15 protein-coding genes are annotated in these 17,378 nt (G+C 57.3%); 13 read left to right on the top strand and 2 right to left on the bottom strand.

Features of this window, described 5'->3' with window-relative positions; genetic code table 11:
• Positions 1-145: 145 nt before the first annotated feature.
• From AC07Y9_RS28960 to AC07Y9_RS28930, 7 genes are all read left to right on the top strand, one after another.
• The gene (locus AC07Y9_RS28960) at positions 146-1,720 is read left to right on the top strand and encodes a phospholipase effector Tle1 domain-containing protein (protein WP_102681295.1); all 1,575 of its coding nucleotides are present in this window, start codon (positions 146-148) and stop codon (positions 1,718-1,720) included.
• Positions 1,720-2,376, top strand: coding sequence for a DUF2931 family protein (locus AC07Y9_RS28955; RefSeq protein WP_102681296.1), 657 nt, complete (start codon positions 1,720-1,722; stop codon positions 2,374-2,376). Before AC07Y9_RS28960 ends, AC07Y9_RS28955 begins: the two co-directional genes overlap by 1 nt.
• Positions 2,377-2,451: 75 nt before the next feature.
• Positions 2,452-3,111 (top strand): DUF2931 family protein, encoded by a 660-nt coding sequence (locus AC07Y9_RS28950; protein WP_102681297.1) that lies wholly within the window; start codon positions 2,452-2,454, stop codon positions 3,109-3,111.
• Positions 3,112-3,186: 75 nt separating this feature from the next.
• Positions 3,187-3,840: a DUF2931 family protein gene (locus tag AC07Y9_RS28945; RefSeq protein WP_102681298.1), complete on the top strand. Its 654-nt coding sequence runs from the start codon at positions 3,187-3,189 to the stop codon at positions 3,838-3,840.
• Positions 3,841-4,049: 209 nt separating this feature from the next.
• A complete protein-coding gene (locus tag AC07Y9_RS28940; protein ID WP_053278642.1) occupies positions 4,050-4,484 on the top strand; it encodes a YeeE/YedE family protein in 435 nt (144 codons plus the stop codon).
• A gap of 17 nt (positions 4,485-4,501) precedes the next feature.
• Positions 4,502-4,921 carry a DUF6691 family protein gene (locus AC07Y9_RS28935; protein WP_173679814.1) on the top strand — a complete coding sequence of 140 codons (420 nt, stop codon included), beginning with the start codon at positions 4,502-4,504 and terminating at the stop codon, positions 4,919-4,921.
• Positions 4,922-4,985: 64 nt separating this feature from the next.
• Entirely contained in the window at positions 4,986-5,456 is a 471-nt protein-coding gene (locus AC07Y9_RS28930) for a GNAT family N-acetyltransferase (protein WP_102681299.1), read from the top strand.
• Positions 5,457-5,564: 108 nt separating this feature from the next.
• Here AC07Y9_RS28930 and AC07Y9_RS28925 read toward each other — a convergent pair whose 3' ends face one another.
• The gene (locus AC07Y9_RS28925; protein WP_102681300.1) at positions 5,565-6,251 is read right to left on the bottom strand and encodes a hypothetical protein; all 687 of its coding nucleotides are present in this window, start codon (positions 6,249-6,251) and stop codon (positions 5,565-5,567) included.
• The gene (locus tag AC07Y9_RS28920) at positions 6,251-7,225 is read right to left on the bottom strand and encodes a hypothetical protein (protein WP_102681301.1); all 975 of its coding nucleotides are present in this window, start codon (positions 7,223-7,225) and stop codon (positions 6,251-6,253) included. Before AC07Y9_RS28920 ends, AC07Y9_RS28925 begins: the two co-directional genes overlap by 1 nt.
• Before the next feature lie 546 nt (positions 7,226-7,771).
• Here AC07Y9_RS28920 and AC07Y9_RS28915 point away from each other — a divergent pair.
• From AC07Y9_RS28915 to AC07Y9_RS28890, 6 genes are all read left to right on the top strand, one after another.
• The gene (locus AC07Y9_RS28915; RefSeq protein WP_102681302.1) at positions 7,772-8,053 is read left to right on the top strand and encodes a fructose-bisphosphate aldolase; all 282 of its coding nucleotides are present in this window, start codon (positions 7,772-7,774) and stop codon (positions 8,051-8,053) included.
• Positions 8,054-8,366: 313 nt separating this feature from the next.
• Entirely contained in the window at positions 8,367-10,352 is a 1,986-nt protein-coding gene (locus tag AC07Y9_RS28910; RefSeq protein WP_102681303.1) for a type I restriction-modification system subunit M, read from the top strand.
• 110 nt (positions 10,353-10,462) lie between these two features.
• The gene (locus AC07Y9_RS28905) at positions 10,463-11,767 is read left to right on the top strand and encodes a restriction endonuclease subunit S (protein ID WP_158246001.1); all 1,305 of its coding nucleotides are present in this window, start codon (positions 10,463-10,465) and stop codon (positions 11,765-11,767) included.
• Positions 11,767-14,964 carry a type I restriction endonuclease subunit R gene (locus tag AC07Y9_RS28900; RefSeq protein WP_102681305.1) on the top strand — a complete coding sequence of 1,066 codons (3,198 nt, stop codon included), beginning with the start codon at positions 11,767-11,769 and terminating at the stop codon, positions 14,962-14,964. Before AC07Y9_RS28905 ends, AC07Y9_RS28900 begins: the two co-directional genes overlap by 1 nt.
• Before the next feature lie 9 nt (positions 14,965-14,973).
• Positions 14,974-15,885 (top strand): restriction endonuclease, encoded by a 912-nt coding sequence (locus AC07Y9_RS28895; RefSeq protein WP_102681306.1) that lies wholly within the window; start codon positions 14,974-14,976, stop codon positions 15,883-15,885.
• 310 nt (positions 15,886-16,195) lie between these two features.
• A complete protein-coding gene (locus AC07Y9_RS28890) occupies positions 16,196-16,957 on the top strand; it encodes an HNH endonuclease (protein ID WP_102681307.1) in 762 nt (253 codons plus the stop codon).
• The last annotated feature ends 421 nt before the right edge of the window (positions 16,958-17,378 follow it).

Here is a 17,378-nt window from a genome sequence, read left to right as displayed (position 1 = left end):
CCAGGCAACAAAAACATCCCGGCAATAAACCGTTCCTACAACCAAATCAGCCACTGCGTCGCCGCTTGCAGAATCCTCCTAAATCCCTGCCCCGCCATTCCCGGTACGGTTTCCAGCGCCCCTTTCGCCTGAACCAGGACCACCCATGGCCAGCAATGGACCCGGGCCGATGCCCAACCTTCTACGGCCCGCCAACCCCAACCAGCGCCCTGCCGAACGCGCCGCTGAAACCGAAGAGCCCAGCTACGGCGAACAGCTCTGGGCCCAGTATGAGAAATACGCCAAAGAGCCTGCGCCACCGCCCGAAAAGGTTCAGGTGGCGCTGCGCATCGGTGTGTTCTTTGACGGTACCGGTAACAACGCCAGCAACTCGGCCATGGGCCAGGTTTGCGGCGCGCAACACGCCATTGAAGCCAGGGATATCGATGGCAGTTGCAAGCCGTACATGAGGGATCCGGAGAGTAGTTATGGGAATGATGTGAGCAATGTTAAGCGGTTGAGAGAGCTGTATTACTTCACCCAAAATGCCGAGGGTGAAGGCATGCAAAAGCGTGCTTTTCGTTCAATCTATGTCGATGGCATCGGTACTAAAGCAGGAGAAAAAGACAGCCTGTTCGCATCGGGCACCGGGCGTGGTGACAAGGGAGTCTTAGGGTGTGTGCAGAACGCATTTCGTGCCATCAAGGAAGTTATCAGCGCAATACATGAAGAGAATCCCGAAGGAGAGATTACGTCGCTGACCTTCGATGCCTTCGGCTTTAGCCGAGGCGCGGCAGCAGCCCGGCACTTTGCCAATGAAGTCGTGCGCTGGCTCGGACCACTCGAGCTAATTCTCCACGACTACTCCAGTGCCTTCAGCCCCCGCTTCAACCGACAGTACGGCCACGACATAGACATGGGCTTTATTGGTCTGTTCGATACGGTACCGTCGGTTGCCGGGCTGAGCAATCTGGGCAACGTGCGCAGCGCCATTGCCCCAGGTATCAAGCTGCACCTCGACCGTCGCTACTTTCGCTCAGTCGTCCAGTTGGTCGCCCGCGACGAGTACCGCGTCAACTTTGCCCTGAGCCGGATCAAACCCGACCACGCGGAGATCACCCTACCCGGCGCGCATTCAGATATCGGTGGAGGTTATCTGGAGGAGATGCAGGAGTGTGTACTGGTCAGTCCGATGCAGGCGCTGGAGGTGCCGATCACTACCAATGTGATCCACACCTCGATTTATCGGGAGGCGGTCCAGACGAGAAAACGCTGGCTGGCCGAGGGCTGGCCCGCACAATGGCTGGAGATCGTCACGCCGGAGCCTATGGTTCTACCGCAAGATCCGCAGGACCGCCTCGGCGTACGACAAAAGCGGGTGTATGTCGGTGTACAGCTCAAGAGGCCCATGAGCAACAAGCTGGCGAAGGTGTATCTGCGCGTCATGTATGAACTGGCCAAGGAGAACGGTGTGCAGTTCGAGGACATCCCAGAAACAACCGAATATGCGATTCCATTGGAGCTTCAAGCGCTTTGTGACAGATTTATCGCCGGTGACTACAGTACAACTCCAGCCGAGGAGACCCTGCTCAAGCTGCGTTACATCCATCTCTCGGCCCACTGGAACCACCCGCTTGGCAAGCAGGATGGCGGCAGCCTTAAAGTCGTCTATATCAACGCCCCCACGGCGGATGCCGTGCGTGTGCAACACCCTCACGTACCTGACTGGACGCTTTGGTAATGAGAATGTTCATCGCCCTGCTGGGCGCACTGCTGTTGACTGGCTGTCAGACCGACCCACTATCCGGAAAAAACGACCCCAAAGATCCCTGGTGGGAGCTTGGCTTCATCGAGCCGTACTACATGAAGGTCTGGGTCGAGGACAGCGCCGTTGAGGACATCAACGGCAAACTATTCACTCGCACTGGTGGCGGCTCCGCTGCAGGTGGCGACGTCGGTTACGACAAAGAGTGGGCCAGAGGCTGGGGGGATAGCGTTGGAGGCAGTGGATGGTCAGTAGTTGGCGCAGACCTTCCCAAGCGTATTTACGTGCGTTGGCAATCCATCGTAGAGCCACAGACTTATCGCGCCTGGGTCGATATCCCGGAAGAAGCCCGAAAAATCATGTGGACCTCGACCAACCGACGCTGCCCGGAGACTCCGCATCAGACTGCCCGCTATATGGCATCAGTCTATTTAGGCCTGGCCCCTGGCGGCATCGTTCAGGTGTGGGTAAGGGATGAATGCCGTCACCCTGTCAAAGTAGCCCGGGCCCAAGCCGAAGTTGAGCCACTAGGACCGGACCAAGGAAAAAACAATGGGCGTTACGCCTATAAGGTCAGCGAGAAGTCCAAACGTTATATAGAGAAATACGGAATTCCCTATGGCAGTTGGTAAGCAAAGCTCTCTTGGTATCGACACACTTTACTACCTGAACACATCCCCCTACCTACCTGACTGAACCCGTTGGTAATGAGAGTATTCATCGCCCTGCTGAGCACACTGCTACTAAGTGGCTGCCTGACCAGCGATCCCCTATCCGGAAAAAACGACCCCAAAGATCCCTGGTGGCAACTTGGCTTCAGCGAGCCGTTCTATATGAAAGTTTGGGTCGAAGACAGTGCAGTTGAAGATATCAACGGCAAGCTATTCCTTCGCACTGGCGGTGGCTCCGCTGCGGGTGGTGATATGGGTTACGACAAAGAGTGGGCCAGAGGATGGGGCGGGAAGGGAGTTGGAGGTAGCGGTAAGTCAGTGGTTGGCGCTGACCTGCCCAAGCGCATTTTCGTACGCTGGCAATCGGTCGTAGAGCCACAGACCTATCGAGCCTGGGTGGATATCCCGGAAGAGGCCCGGAAAATAATGACCACCTCGACTAACCGACGCTGCCCAGAAACTCCGCATCAGACTGCTCGCTATATGGCATCGGTCTATTTAGGTCTAACTCCGGGTGGCATCGTGCAAGTCTGGGTCAGAGATGAATGCCGCAACACGGTCAAGGTCGCTCGTGCACAAGCTGAAATTGAACCGCTGGGACCGCACCTGGGTAAATCAAATGGGCACTATTACCCGCTACCCGAGAGCTCCAAGCGCTACATAGAGAAGTACGGCATTCCCTATGGCAGTTGGTAAGCAAAGCTCTCTTGGTATCGACACCCTTTACGATGTGAACACATCCCCCTACCTACCTGACTGAATACGTTGGTAATGAGAGCATTCATCACCCTGCTGGGCGCACTACTGCTAACTGGCTGCCTGGCCAGCGATCCGCTTTCCGCAAAAAACGATCCCAAAAGCCCCTGGTGGGAACTTGGCTTTACCGAACCCTACTACATGGAAGTCTGGGTTGAAGACAGCGCGGTAGAAGACATCAACGGAAAACTGTTTCACCGCACCGGCCGAGGGACTGCATCAGGTGGCGACCTTGGTTATAAAAAGGAATGGGCCAGAGGTTGGAGCGAGGTTGGTGGTGATGGCCGATCGGTGATCGGTGCCGACCTGCCCAAACGCATTTTCGTGCGCTGGCAATCGGTGGTTGAACCGCAAACCTATCGGGTATGGATCGATATCCCGGAAGAGGCCCGACAGATCATGCGTAAGACCACAGCCCGTCGTTGCCCGGAAACGCCACAGCAAACCGCCAGCTATATGGCCTCGGTCAATCTGGGGCTCGCTCCTGGCGGAATTGTTCAGGTCTGGGTAAGAGACGAATGCCGTCACCCGATCAAAGTCGCCCATGTCCAAGCTGAGATTGAACCGCTGGGACCGCACCTGGGTAAATCAAATGGGCACTATTACCCCCTGTCCGAGAACTCCAAGCAGTACATAGAGAAATACGGAATTCCCTATGGCAGTTGGTAAACAACTCCCCCTCACACACCTGACTGGACGCCTTGGTAATGAGAGTACTCATCGCCCAGTTGACGCGCTGATGCCCTGCGGCATACCACAACTCTCACAGGCAACTCCCCAACTGACAGCCCCGCTCCTCTAACCACCTCAGACATATCGCACCACCACCCCAAAGACTAAACTCCACTCACCCTTCCCTCGCACAAGGTGCCCTCCCCATGAACATCGACTGGCTGCACTTCACACCTTGGAGCGCCCTCGCCGGTGGCGCGCTGATTGGTCTGGCCGCCGGTCTGTTTGTCATGGCCAACGGGCGTATCGCCGGGATCAGCGGTTTGCTGGGCAGCCTGTTGCAACCGGGCAGCGAAGGCTGGAGCGAAAAGGCCCTGTTCCTCTCGGGCCTGCTGCTGGCGCCGTTGTTCTGGGGGTTGTTCCAGGTGTTGCCGACAATCGAGTTTCAAAGCGGCATAGCCGGCCTGATCGGCGCCGGGCTGTTGGTGGGCCTGGGTACGCGCTACAGCGCGGGCTGCACCAGTGGTCATGGAGTCTGTGGCATCTCCCGATGGTCGCCGCGCTCATTGGTCGCCACCCTGAGTTTTATGCTGACCGGCTTTATCACCGTCTGGCTGCTGCGCCACGGGATGGGGCTATGAACGGGAAGTCTGTGAAAATGCGCAAGGTCACGGCTTTTATCGCCGGCCTGGTGTTTGGCCTCGGCCTGCTGCTGTCGGGCATGGCCAACCCGACCAAGGTCCTGGGCTTTCTCGACCTGGCGGGCCAGTGGGACCCGTCCCTGGCCCTGGTGATGCTCGGCGCCATCGGCGCTGCCTGGTGGCCGTTCCACTGGGCCATCAAACAGCCCAATGCCCTGCTCGGCGCAAGCATGCAATTGCCCACCCGCCGCGATATCGACCGCCGCCTGATCGGTGGCAGCCTGCTGTTCGGTATCGGCTGGGGCATCGCCGGCATCTGCCCGGGGCCGGGGCTGACCCTGCTGCTCACGCCCCATTGGCAGGCCTGGGTATTTGTCCTGGCCATGCTGGCGGGCATGCTGCTGTTTCAGTGGCTGGAAGCGCGCCGCGCGCACTAAGCCCTTGGCGAACAATCCCCACCAAGGCTAGTGTCCAGACCTACCCCTCAAAGGACTCCTCCACATGGACTGTGAAATCCGCCCCGCCCACGCGCAGGACGCCGACGCCATCAGCCGCCTGATCATCGCCGCCCTGCAGATCAGCAACGCCCAGGATTACCCCGCCGCGGTAATCGCCCAGGTGCAGGAAAACTTCAGCCCGCACGCCGTGCGCCAGCTATTGAGCAAACGCCAGGTCTGGGTCGCACAAGCGGCCGGTGAAATCGTCGGCACCGCCAGCCTCGACGGCCCTGTAGTGCGCTCGGTCTTCGTCGCCCCCGCGCGGCAAGGCCAGGGCGTCGGTCGCCAACTGATGGCCGAGCTGGAACGCCAGGCCCTGGGCGCCGGCCTCACCCAGCTGACGGTGCCCGCCTCGATCACCGCCGAAGGCTTCTACGCCAACCTGGGCTTTCACACCCTGCGCGAGCAACACCACGGCGAAGAACGCACCCTGATCATGCAACGCGAGCTAGATCAGACGACGCACAACCTGTAGCCGCTGCCGAGCCCGCGAGGCTGCGATCGACTGCATAGCAGTCGCAAAACCGGCAAGCACAGCCTGTCTGACTAAACACCAAGACCAACCTACAAAACCGAACCCAGCTCAAGGCAAAGCCTCAAACCGCCCACTCCCCTCATTCCACTGAAACCCCGACAACCTGCAGTCGCTCAAACTGAGCCGCAGGCTCTGCCCCTCGGCCTGCACCTGCAACATATCCACCCCTTGATACAGACAACCCGGCGCCGCCAGCGTCAGGGTCTGCAGCGGTTTGCCGCTGGCCTTGTCCACCACCTCGATCGCCGTTATCCGCTGGTCATTGCCCTGCATCGGCACCTGGAAATACCAGCGTTTGCTGGATGCGCTCTGCAACAGCGTGGTGTTCGGCTGCGGCCACGAACGGTCCGAGTCCACCAGCGCCACCAGCTTCAGGCTGATGGGCAAGGTCTTGCCGGTGCGATAACTGGTCCAAGTGCCGCGCACCTGCTCCTGCTGGCGGTAATTCATCAAGTCATTGAACTGCAGACGCGCCACCGGCAACCCCTGCTCGTCCAGCTCGTCCATGGCCAGCACCTTGTTGCTGAAGCTGAAGGTCGGCTTGAGGCGGATCGGCGTGCGATAGCGCTGGTAGGCATAGGTCCCCTGGTACAGCGCATTCTGGCTGCCCAGCGTCAGCACAATGGCCTGCTTGCCCAAGGTGCCCTGGTACACCCCGTGGGCCGCGTGCGCCGGCACTAGCCATGACACCAGCAACACCGCCGCCAACCCGCGAAAAACATTAACCCGCCGCATCAGAAACGCCCCTCGAGAGACTGAATGAATTCCAGCCGGTCAGGGCTGATCACGCGGTAATAGTCCCTACGCTGGGTGCCCGCACTGAAGTTGATAAAGTCCTGCTTGCTGAACTCCATCTGCCCGCCGGCAAAGCGCACAGTGCCCTCGGCGGCCAACTGCTCCAGCTGCGGATGGCGCAAATACGCCTGGGTCTGTGGGTGGTACAGGTAATACTGGGTCGGCGCGCACAGCACACTGCCGTACGGGCCGTTCAAGCTGTAGCCCTGCACCTGGAAATCAAGGGTGGAATCGGCATCGAAATGCGCGAAGGTCAGGGTGCGGGTTCCGGTCGGAGCCAGGCACCACTGCCCTCCTACCTCCTGCACCACCTCACCGGTGGCTCGGCTCAGCACCCGGATGTTGTCCACCCGCCCCGTGTCCTCCCCGGCATTGCGCACGGCATGCACACTGAAATAGAACTGCTGGTCGGCCGCCGGCTGCAACAACTCACCGTCAAAGGCCTCGCGCTGATTCCCGCCAAAACGCATCACCCGCCGCAACTGCAACGGCTGCTGCACACCCGTGCGCAAATCGACCAAGGCCCCCTGCAACGCCTCCGCCCCCTCGGCAAAGGGCTGCAACGACACAGCCGCCGCCGGCAACGTCGGGTTATCCATGATATTGATCAACAGCCCCCTGTCCGGGCGAAACGGCGTGAGCTCCAAAGGCATCGGCAAGCGCTCAACCCCGCTAAACCAATAGCCGGACATCCCGCCGCCATATTGCGAGTCATAGGTGAGCGCCAGCTCCACCGGCGTATCGCCGAGCGTGCCACGGTAGGTGGTGATGGGGTTGGCGCTGGCCGTGGGCACACTCAGCGCCATACCCACCAACAGCGCCGGCACCCACCGGGATAGAAAATGCCCCAGGCGAGACACACCACCCCGCGTCCCTGCCCCTACTCGCCTCCCGCCACCAACGGACTGGCTCATGCCTGCGCTCCTTGCAATGGGTAAAAGGCGCGCAGGATAGCAAAGTCTTACGCCCTGTAGCCGCTGCCGAGCCCGCGAGGCTGCGATGGGGCGCGCAGCGGCCCCAAAACGGCACACCCCGATTATCCAGCTACACCTCAACGGCTGAATGGCGTCACAGCCTGGACCTGCGGTAACCGCTACGGAGTGTTAGCAACCATCCTGCTTGCGACAAGGATCAACGACTCAGCCTCGCCCTACCCACAATCGAGACCTTTCCTACAGCCCTGCCGTTGTTCCTAAAGCACCCCAGACCTATAGTTTTCACGTCTGCTGATTCCGGTCAGCGACAGGGGTTTCGCAGCCCAACAGAAAGAATCAAACAACACAGTCAATGACAACTCAGGCAAACTCCGCCTGCGTTTCGTTTATGGCGGCTGTGCGTGGGAGACCTCCGGGTCTGCCGGGTTTGTTTCTTTCCTCGGTCTGCGAACCCGCGTACAGCTGCCACCCAGTTGATTCGCAGCAACAGGTGGCGATTTTTCATTTTTTGGAAGAAACGACGCCATGAATACTCAAGATCTATCCGAACGATTTATTCCTATGACCCCAATCGCCAGCGATGGGCCGGTGCTGTTTATCGACAGCCAGGCACCGTTGGTGGATTTGCATGCGTGTGCGAGTGAGCGATTGATGACTGCGCTTGATTATCTGAATTTGATGAGCTGCACTACGCTGCGAGACACGAGCGATAAGGACATGGGCACGGTGACCAACACCGCCAGGTTATTGCTGCAGGATGTGCGGGATGTATTGGGGGTTATTGAAACAAGGGCGTTTAGCAGGTGATTTAGACGCCAAGGAAGCCGGCCACGAGCCGGCTTTTTAATGCCTCAAGCGTTTGTAAAAGAACGCCCTTATTGAAAGACCTAGTTCCCCCTTACTTGAGCCCATATCCAAACCATCAGTATTTTTTAGCAGGCATTTCGTTGCTAGCGACATGTTCGTGTGCGACCTCATCTTTGAGCAACGCAAATAGAGCACAAAGCGGCCTACAAGCTCCGATCCCCACCCATGACCTGCATTTCTACATGGGTTGCTACAGATAGGCTGTCCGACAGGTTAGACTTGCCGCTTTGCCTGCACTCCAAGGAACTCCCGCGTGAACACTGAAAATCATTCCCAGACGGCCGCCTTTCTCTGGTCGATTGCCGACCTGCTGCGTGGTGATTTCAAGCAATCCCAGTACGGCCGCATCATACTGCCATTTACCCTGCTGCGGCGGATGGAGTGCGTGCTCGCACCAACCAAGGACGCTGTGATTCGCGAGTACTACACCCATGAAGGCCGCCCTGAGCACATACGTGAAATGTATATGCAGCGGGCAGCAGATGGCCTGAAGTTCTTCAACTCATCGCGTCTAACACTTGCGACCTTATCTGACACCCAAACCGCTGACGATCTGATGAAGTATGTACAGGCCTTCAGCAAAGACGCCTACGAGATCTTCGAACACTTCCACTTCGAGGATTTCGTTCAGCAGCTAGCGACCGCCAATTTGCTGTACCAGGTGGTACAGCGTTTTGCCGTCGCGCCCTTGGAACCCGAGCGCATCAGCAACTTCGGCATGGGCATCATCTTCGAAGAATTGATCCGCAAGTTTGCTGAAAGCTCCAACGAAACCGCTGGGGAGCACTTCACCCCACGGGATATCGTGCACCTCACTACCTCGCTGGTAATTACCAATCAAGATCACAAGCTGGCTCCCACTAAAATTGTCACCATCTATGATCCAACCGCAGGTACCGGCGGCTTTCTGTCCGAGGGCGATGAATACATTCAGTCCATCAGCGAAAAGGTCAGCGTGTCACTGCACGGCCAAGAGTTGAACCCCGAGTCCTACGCCATCTGCAAAGCGGACATGCTGATCAAGGGCCAGGAGATAAAGAACATCAAACTGGGCAATACCCTGTCCAACGACCAGTTGGTCGGCCCCGAGCATCACTTCGACTTTATGCTGAGCAACCCGCCATTCGGTGTGGAATGGAAGAAGGTGCAAAAGCAGATCACCGACGAGCACAACCACAAAGGCTTCGACGGCCGTTTTGGCCCTGGTCTGCCACGGGTGTCCGACGGTTCGCTGCTGTTCCTCCTGCATCTGGTCAGCAAAATGCATGACCCACGTAAGGGTGGCTCGCGCATCGGCATCATCCTCAACGGTTCACCGCTGTTTACTGGCGGTGCGGGCTCGGGTGAGTCGGAGATTCGCCGCTACCTGCTGCAAAACGATCTGATCGAAGCCATCGTCGCGCTACCGACGGACATGTTCTACAACACCGGCATCGCCACCTATGTGTGGATACTCAGCAACCACAAGGCCGCTGCGCGCCAGGGCAAGGTGCAGTTGATCGACGGCAGCCAGCACTACGCCAAAATGCGCAAGTCGCTAGGCAGCAAACGCCAGTACATCACCGAGGATCAAATCAGCGAACTGGTGCGCCTGTATGGCAGCTTTGAGCAAACCGCGCAAAGCAAGATCTTCCCTATCGAGGCCTTCGGCTACCGGCGCATCACCGTTGAACGTCCTCTGCGCCTGAACTTCCAGACCAGCGCCGAGCGCGTCGCCAAAGTGCTGGAAGAAAAAGCTATCCAGAAACTCGACAGCGCCGCGCAGCAGCAACTGATAGCCGCCCTGCAAGCGATGGACGCCAGCCAGTTGCACCGCAATCGCGAGCAGTTCAGCAAACTGTTGAAAAAGGCCCTCACCGCGCACGGCATCAGCCTCAGTACGCCAGAGCTAAAAGCCCTGCTTAGCGCCCTGAGCGAACGCGACCCCGATGCGGATATCTGCACTATTAAAGGCCAGCCGGAGGCAGACGCCGGGCTGCGTGATAACGAGAACGTACCGCTAGGCGAGTCGGTGTACGACTACTTCCAGCGTGAAGTCATCCCCCATGTGCCGGATGCCTGGATCGACGAAAGTAAGACGGATGCACAGGACGGCGAAGTCGGAATCGTCGGCTTCGAAATCCCGTTTAATCGGCACTTCTATGTGTTTCAACCGCCGCGCCCGCTGGCCGAGATCGATCGCGACCTGAAAGCCTGCACTGACCGCATCAAGCAGATGATTGAGGGGTTGTCGGCATGACACATTTGTCGAGAACAAATTCGAACAACGGAGCAGCCGTTGGTCCACAGGGCGAGGGCAGGGAAAGCCCGAGTACGTTTCCAGCGTATCCGGTTTACAAGGACTCGGGCGTGGAGTGGCTAGGAGTTGTACCGGAGCATTGGGGTGTCAGTCCTTTGAAGTGGCTGGTTGAGCTGGTCACTGATAAAGCGACAACATCAAACTTTCAGGTAGGGCTAGAAAACATTGAAGGATGGACTGGGCGCTTTATCGAAACTGATACGGAGTTTACCGGCGACGGAATAGCGTTTCGACAAGAGGACATTCTGTTCGGAAAGTTGAGGCCCTACTTGGCAAAGGTTTGGTTGGCAGGCAAGTCGGGGCAGGCTGTAGGTGATTTTTTCGTGCTGCGTCCGTGTGCGGTTAATAGTGAGTTTCTTCATAAGTACATTCTGACGCCAACTGTGATTGAGGATCTCAATGCATCAACCATTGGTGCCAAAATGCCGCGCGTCGGCTGGGAAGACATGGCGGCCCTTGCAGTGACACTCCCGCCACACAAAGAACAAACCCAAATTGCCCGCTTCCTCGACCACGAAACCGCCCGCATCGACGCGTTAATCGAAGAGCAGCAACGCCTGATCGAACTGCTCAAGGAAAAGCGCCAGGCTGTCATCTCCCATGCAGTCACAATAGGTCTCGATCCCACAGTTCCGATGAAGGACTCCGGTGTGGAGTGGCTGGGCGAAGTGCCGGCGCACTGGACAATTAACCGGCTCAAACAGCTTGTAATAGATACTGCTGGCATCCAAATGGGGCCGTTTGGTGGAATGTTGGTTGACCTTGATGACTCTGATACGGGCTATAAAGTTTATGGTCAGGAAAACACTATTTCAGGGAATTTTTATTCTGGAAACAGGTGGATTCCAGAACACCGGTATTTCGCTCTCTCTAATTACCACCTTGAGATTGGAGATATCGTACTGACAAGAAAGGGTAGCTTAGGTAACTGCAGAAGAGTTTCACTTCTGCCACAAGCGGGAATTATTGATTCGGATACAATTCGCGTCAGGGTCAAGAACAACATGATGAATCCGGACTACCTCGAGCTTCTTCTGCATGAGGCCGGCTACATTGCTACTCAGCTGGGACTTGTAAAACGGGGAGCAATTCTGTCAGGACTAAACTCCGAAATCATTGCGAACTTGGTCATTGTTGTTCCTCCCCGCGTAAAGCAGGAGGAGCTATTGCAAGAAATCAAAGCAGCTTCATCTAAATACGACCAAGGAATATCCGATTGTGAATATGCGATTGAGCTGTTTCGAGAACGCCGATCCGCCCTAATCTCCGCCGCCGTCACCGGCAAAATCGACGTACGCGGCTGGCAGCCACCAGCCAGTGCAACATCCCCTGAATTAGCAAAAGAGGCCGTGTAATGGCGGACAGCAAGGAAGCTCAGTTTCAGCAGGACATTATCGATGCCCTATCCGCCCAAGGCTGGCTAGTCGGCACGGCCAGTGGCTATGACCGTCGCACGGCGCTGTATACCGAAGATGCCCTGGGCTACTTCAAGGACGCCTGGCCGGAACGTTGGGATAAGTTCGCCAAAGCTAACCCCAATGCCCCTGAAGATGTACTGATACAGAAGCTGGTGCGCGAGCTGGAGCAGAGCGGCACCTTGGATGTGTTGCGCCATGGGTTCAAGTTGCCTGCCGTAAAAGTGGAGCTGTGTAGCTTCCAGCCCGACCACGGCATGAACCCCGACACCCTCAAGCGCTACCAGCACAATCGGCTGCGGGTGGTGCCGGAGGTGTCTTACTCACCGCACGCCCGCGAAGCGGGTGGCAGTGGGCAGAGCTACAACCCGCGGCTGGACTTGGTGCTGTTCGTTAACGGCATCCCCACCGCTACGTTGGAGCTGAAAAGCGAGTTCAAGCAGTCGGTGGAAAACGCCAAGCGCCAGTACCGTTACGACCGCCCGGTAAAAGACCCGCTAACACGCAAGCCCGAACCGCTGCTGACCTTCAAGCGTGGCGCGCTGGTGCACTTTGCCGTGGGCCAGAATGAAGTGGCGATGACCACCAAGTTAGCGGGCAAGGACACCTTCTTCCTGCCCTTTAACCTCGGTACTGAGGAAGGCGGCGCCGGCAACCCAATGCCCGCCGACGACAGCCAATACGCCACCAGCTACCTCTGGCAACGGCTGTTGCAGCCCGATGCTTGGCTCAAGGTGCTGGGGCGTTTTCTGCACCTGGACAAAAAAACCAGCGAAAGCTTCGACGGCACGCTGGTCACCAAGGAAACGATGATCTTCCCGCGTTACCACCAATGGGAAGTGGTTAACAAGCTGGTCAACACCACCCGCACCGAAGGGCCAGGCAAGCGCTATTTAATCCAGCACAGCGCCGGCTCGGGCAAGTCCAACTCCATCGCCTGGACGGCCCATCAACTGGCCTCGCTGTACGATGATGCCGGCCAGCGGTTGTTCAACTCGGTCATCGTGGTCACCGACCGAACGGTGCTGGACAGCCAACTGCAAAACACCATCTACCAATTCGAGCACGCCCAGGGCGTGGTCAAACCCATCAGCCGTGACGTCGGCAATCAGAGTAAATCCGAACAACTGGCCGAGGCGCTGGCTGAGCAAACGCGCATCATCATCGTCACCATCCAGACCTTCCCTGCCCTGTTCGATGCCCTAGACAAGTACCCCAAGCTCGCCAGCGGGCGCTATGCGGTGATTGCCGATGAGGCGCACTCCTCGCAGACCGGCTCGTCGGCCAGCAAGCTGAAGCAGATTCTCGGCAGCGATGCACTGGATGGTGAGGAAGTCAGCGCCGAAGAACTGCTGGACGCCGCCGTGCAGGCGCGCCAACCCAATGAGCGCATCAGCTACTACGCCTTCACCGCTACGCCCAAGGCCAAGACCTTGGAGCTGTTCGGGCGCCCGGCCGATTCAACGCTGCCGGCCAGTTCCAGTAACAAGCCGGAGGCGTTTCACCTGTACTCCATGCGCCAAGCCATCGAAGAGGGTTTTATCCTCGACGTGCTGCGCAACTACACCACCTACAGCACCGCCTGGAAGATCGCGCACCCGGATGGCGAAGACGACGAGGTGGACAGTAAGAAGGCGCGCATCAAGCTGGCGCGCTGGGTGCGTTTGCACCCGTACAACATCAGCCAAAAGGTAGAAGTGATCGTCGAGCACTTCCGCGCCAATATCTGCAAATTGCTCAATGGCCAGGCCAAAGCCATGGTGGTCACCAGCAGCCGCCAGGAAGCGGTGCGCTACCAGTTGGCGGTGCGGGCCTACGTACAGCAGATGGGCTACAAGGATGTGCACCCGCTGGTGGCGTTCTCCGGCAGCGTGCTAGCGGATGAGGTGATCCCGGAAGAGGTAACGGAAAGCAGCAACCTGCTTAACCCCGGCCTGTATGGCCGTGACCTGGCGGTGGCCTTCGACACCCAAGACTTCAACGTGATGATTGCGGCCAACAAGTACCAGACGGGTTTCGATCAACCCAAGCTGTGCGCCATGTACGTGGACAAGAAGCTGCAAGGCGTGGACTGCGTGCAGACCCTGTCGCGGCTGAACCGCACTTTCGGTGACAGCAAGGAAACCTTCATCCTCGACTTCTTCAATGAGCCTCAGGACATTCTCGATGCCTTCTTGCCGTACTACACCAAGGCCGAGCTGACCGATGTAACCGACCCGCAGATCATCTATGACCTGCAGAAGAAGCTGGATGCCGAGGGGATCTATCACTGGCAAGAGGTCGAGGCATTCGCCATGGCCTTCTTCGACCCCAAAGCGGCTGCCAGCAAGCTCAGCTATTACTGCACGCCAGCCAAGGAGCGCTTTGCCAAGCGCTACGCTTTTTCGCTGGAGTCGCACCAGCAGGCACTTGATTACAAACACACCGCCGAAGCCAACGGCGACAGCGCTGGCTTGAAAAAAGCTGAGCATGCACTGAAAGAAGCAGGTGAACAGATCGATCAGCTCGACTTGTTCCGCAAGAACCTGCAGAGCTTTGTGCGCCTGTATGAGTTCCTCTCGCAGATCATCCCTTATGAAGATCACGAACTGGAGCAGCTCTGCGTGTACGCCAAGCACCTGCACCCGCTGCTGCGTGTGGATCGCCTGCAACAAGACGACGTAGACGTCGGCGAGCTGCAACTGAGCCACTACCGCCTGAGCAAGCGCGCGGAGCATCAACTGCGTCTGAACGAAGAAAAAGGCGAATACACCCTCAAACCCGGCAGTGATGTGGGCAGCGGTAAGCCCCATGACCCGGAGAAAAAACGCCTGTCGGAAATCATCGACGCACTGAACGATATCTTTGGTGCCGAAACGCAAGATGATGACCAACTGCATTTCGCTACTGGCATCACCCAACGCCTGTTGCGCCAAGATGATTTGATGGCTCAAGTCAACAGCCACTCGGTGGACCAGGTGATGCACGGCCTACTCCCCAAACGTGTGGTGGATACCGTACTCGACGCCATAACTGACAACGAGAAATTGTCGTTGGAGGTGCTGGACAACGAAACCAAGAGCCGAGCCTTTGCTCTGGTGATTTTGAAAATGCTCAAGGCAGCGGCCGGCCTCGCTGAGAGCGATCAACTGGGTTAAGGAGTGACCATGCCAATTCCAGATTTTCAAAGCGTGATGCGGCCAGTGCTGGCCACTGTGCAGAACGGCGCACCGCTGCCACTCAGTGAACTGCGCGAGCGCATTGCTGATCAGTTCCAACTGACCGAGGAGGAGCGCAAAGAGCACCTGCCTTCTGGGCATCAGACGGTGATCAATAACCGCGTAGGCTGGGCCCGAACTTATCTCAACAAGGCAGGACTCCTAACCATTCCCGCCAAAGGCATGGTGCAGATCACCGCACGCGGCCTCGATGCCTTGTCCAATGGGCCAGAACGCATCACCGTGAGCTGGCTGAAACAATTCCCTGAGTTCGCCGACTTCCATACCACCAAGCCACAAGCGGCAGACATACCTGCTGTGTTGGATATCGCCACATCGGAAACCACTCCAGACGAACAGCTGGCCGAGGCTCATCAGGCACTTGTGCAATCACTGGCTGATGAACTGCTTGCTCAAGTGCGAGCATCAACGCCAAGCTTCTTTGAACAAGTGGTGGTCGACCTGATGCTAGCCATGGGTTACGGCGGCTCACGTAAGGAAGCCGGCAAAGCCACTCAACTCACCAATGACGGTGGTATCGACGGCATCATCAAGGAAGACAAGCTCGGCCTGGACGTGATCTACCTACAGGCCAAGCGTTGGAGCAACACGGTACATCGCCCTGAGATCGACAAATTCATCGGCGCACTGACCCGCCAGCGGGCACGCAAGGGGGTATTCATCACCACCTCGGATTTTTCCATAGGCGCAAGGGACGCCGCGCTTGGTCTGGATATCAAGGTGGTACTGATCGATGGTGTCGAGCTGGCTCGGCTGATGGTCGAACACAACCTGGGGGTGAGCGTTAAGCAGGTGTACGAGGTCAAGCAGCTCGACAGCGATTACTTTGCTGAGGAGTGACTCGTAAGCGGTAGGCCCCAAAAACTCAACAGGTAATCCAATACATAGCTGAAGGTGACTGGGTAGTAGTGGTTGTCCAGATCACCAGTCCCGAACCAGCTAGCTGAGCAAAGTAACAACTAATAGATCCCCCCATCCCGAGTACGCCGTTACGAGAGTGACGGGGCTCGGGAGTCTCCCTTCAAGGGTCCCTCCCTCCAGCGACCATCATTCGCACACCGCATGATTCCCAAACGCTATCAGACGAGAATATTCTTACTGAATATTGCGTTTCTTCCCACAAAGAAACGGGAAACCTACGGATAGCCCCATGCCCCCTTCCCCCACCAGTAATCAATCCAATCCCGCCTGGAGTCGTGACGAACTTGTCCTGGCCCTGGACCTTTACCTGCGCCATCGCGATGGTTTACCCGGCAAGAACCATCCGGAGGTCCAAGCCTTATCACAGAGCCTCAACCTCATTGGCAACGTCACTGGCGTGAGTAAGAACCAGAGCTTTCGCAACGCCAATGGTGTCTACATGAAGCTCAACAATTTTCGGCGCTGGGACCCGAGCTACACCCACTCCGGTCGGACGGGTCTTGCGAAAGGCAACCAGGATGAAGAGTTGGTATGGCTGGAGTTCGCTAACAACCCCAAACGACTCGCCGAAGTCGTGGCCGCCATCAACGCCAATGTCGAGTCCGACACGACTACAGCCATAAATTTAAATGAAGAGGAAGAACCGGGCTTCTTCGAGGCAGAGGAAGGCAAGGTGCTTACCCGAGTGCATCGGGTACGGGAAAGGGACAAAAAGCTCGTCAAACACAAAAAGGACGAAGCCCTCAAGAAACACGGTGAACTCAAGTGCGAAGCCTGCGATTTCAACTTCAGTAAAACCTATGGTGCGGACATCGAGGGCATCATCGATATTCACCACACTAAGCCACTGCACACACTCCAGCCTGGCGATAAAACCAAGCTAACTGACCTGGCGTTGCTATGTGCTAATTGTCATCGTGTGGTGCATTCGCGACGTAAGTGGTTGAGCGTGGCTGAGGTAAAGGCACGCTATCAAACCAATCGCGAGTAAGCGGTATTTCTACATCGCCCGTTTGCTAGTGGTTCCAGGTTGGGTCATCTCATTGTTGGCCAGCCACCTCGCCCCTTGTGCAACGGGCTACTTGGTCGCTTACTTGATCGCCTACTTGGTCGCTTTGGCTGAGACCGGCCGAGGCTCGATTGCCCGCGATGGGCTTGAAAGGCTGCGTTTATCCAATCAATACACGGTTATCGTTAACGACCATCGCGAGCAAGCTTCGCTCCTACAGTGGCCCACCTCCGCCTAAACGATCTGCATTAATGACCTAGGTTTGCCAATCCGCAGCACTCAAGGCGGCGCGATACAAACGTCACGCCAACGAACCACTCCCCAACAACCCCAATTTCTCCGGATTGCGCATGATAAAGACGCGGTTCACCCGCCCCCCTTCGTCATACCCAAAACTCACCAC

The sequence above is a fragment of the Pseudomonas sp. GW456-L12 genome, assembly GCF_059424045.1.
The sequence above is the reverse complement of the archived record's forward strand: the minus strand, read 5'-3'. Positions and strand labels throughout refer to the sequence as shown.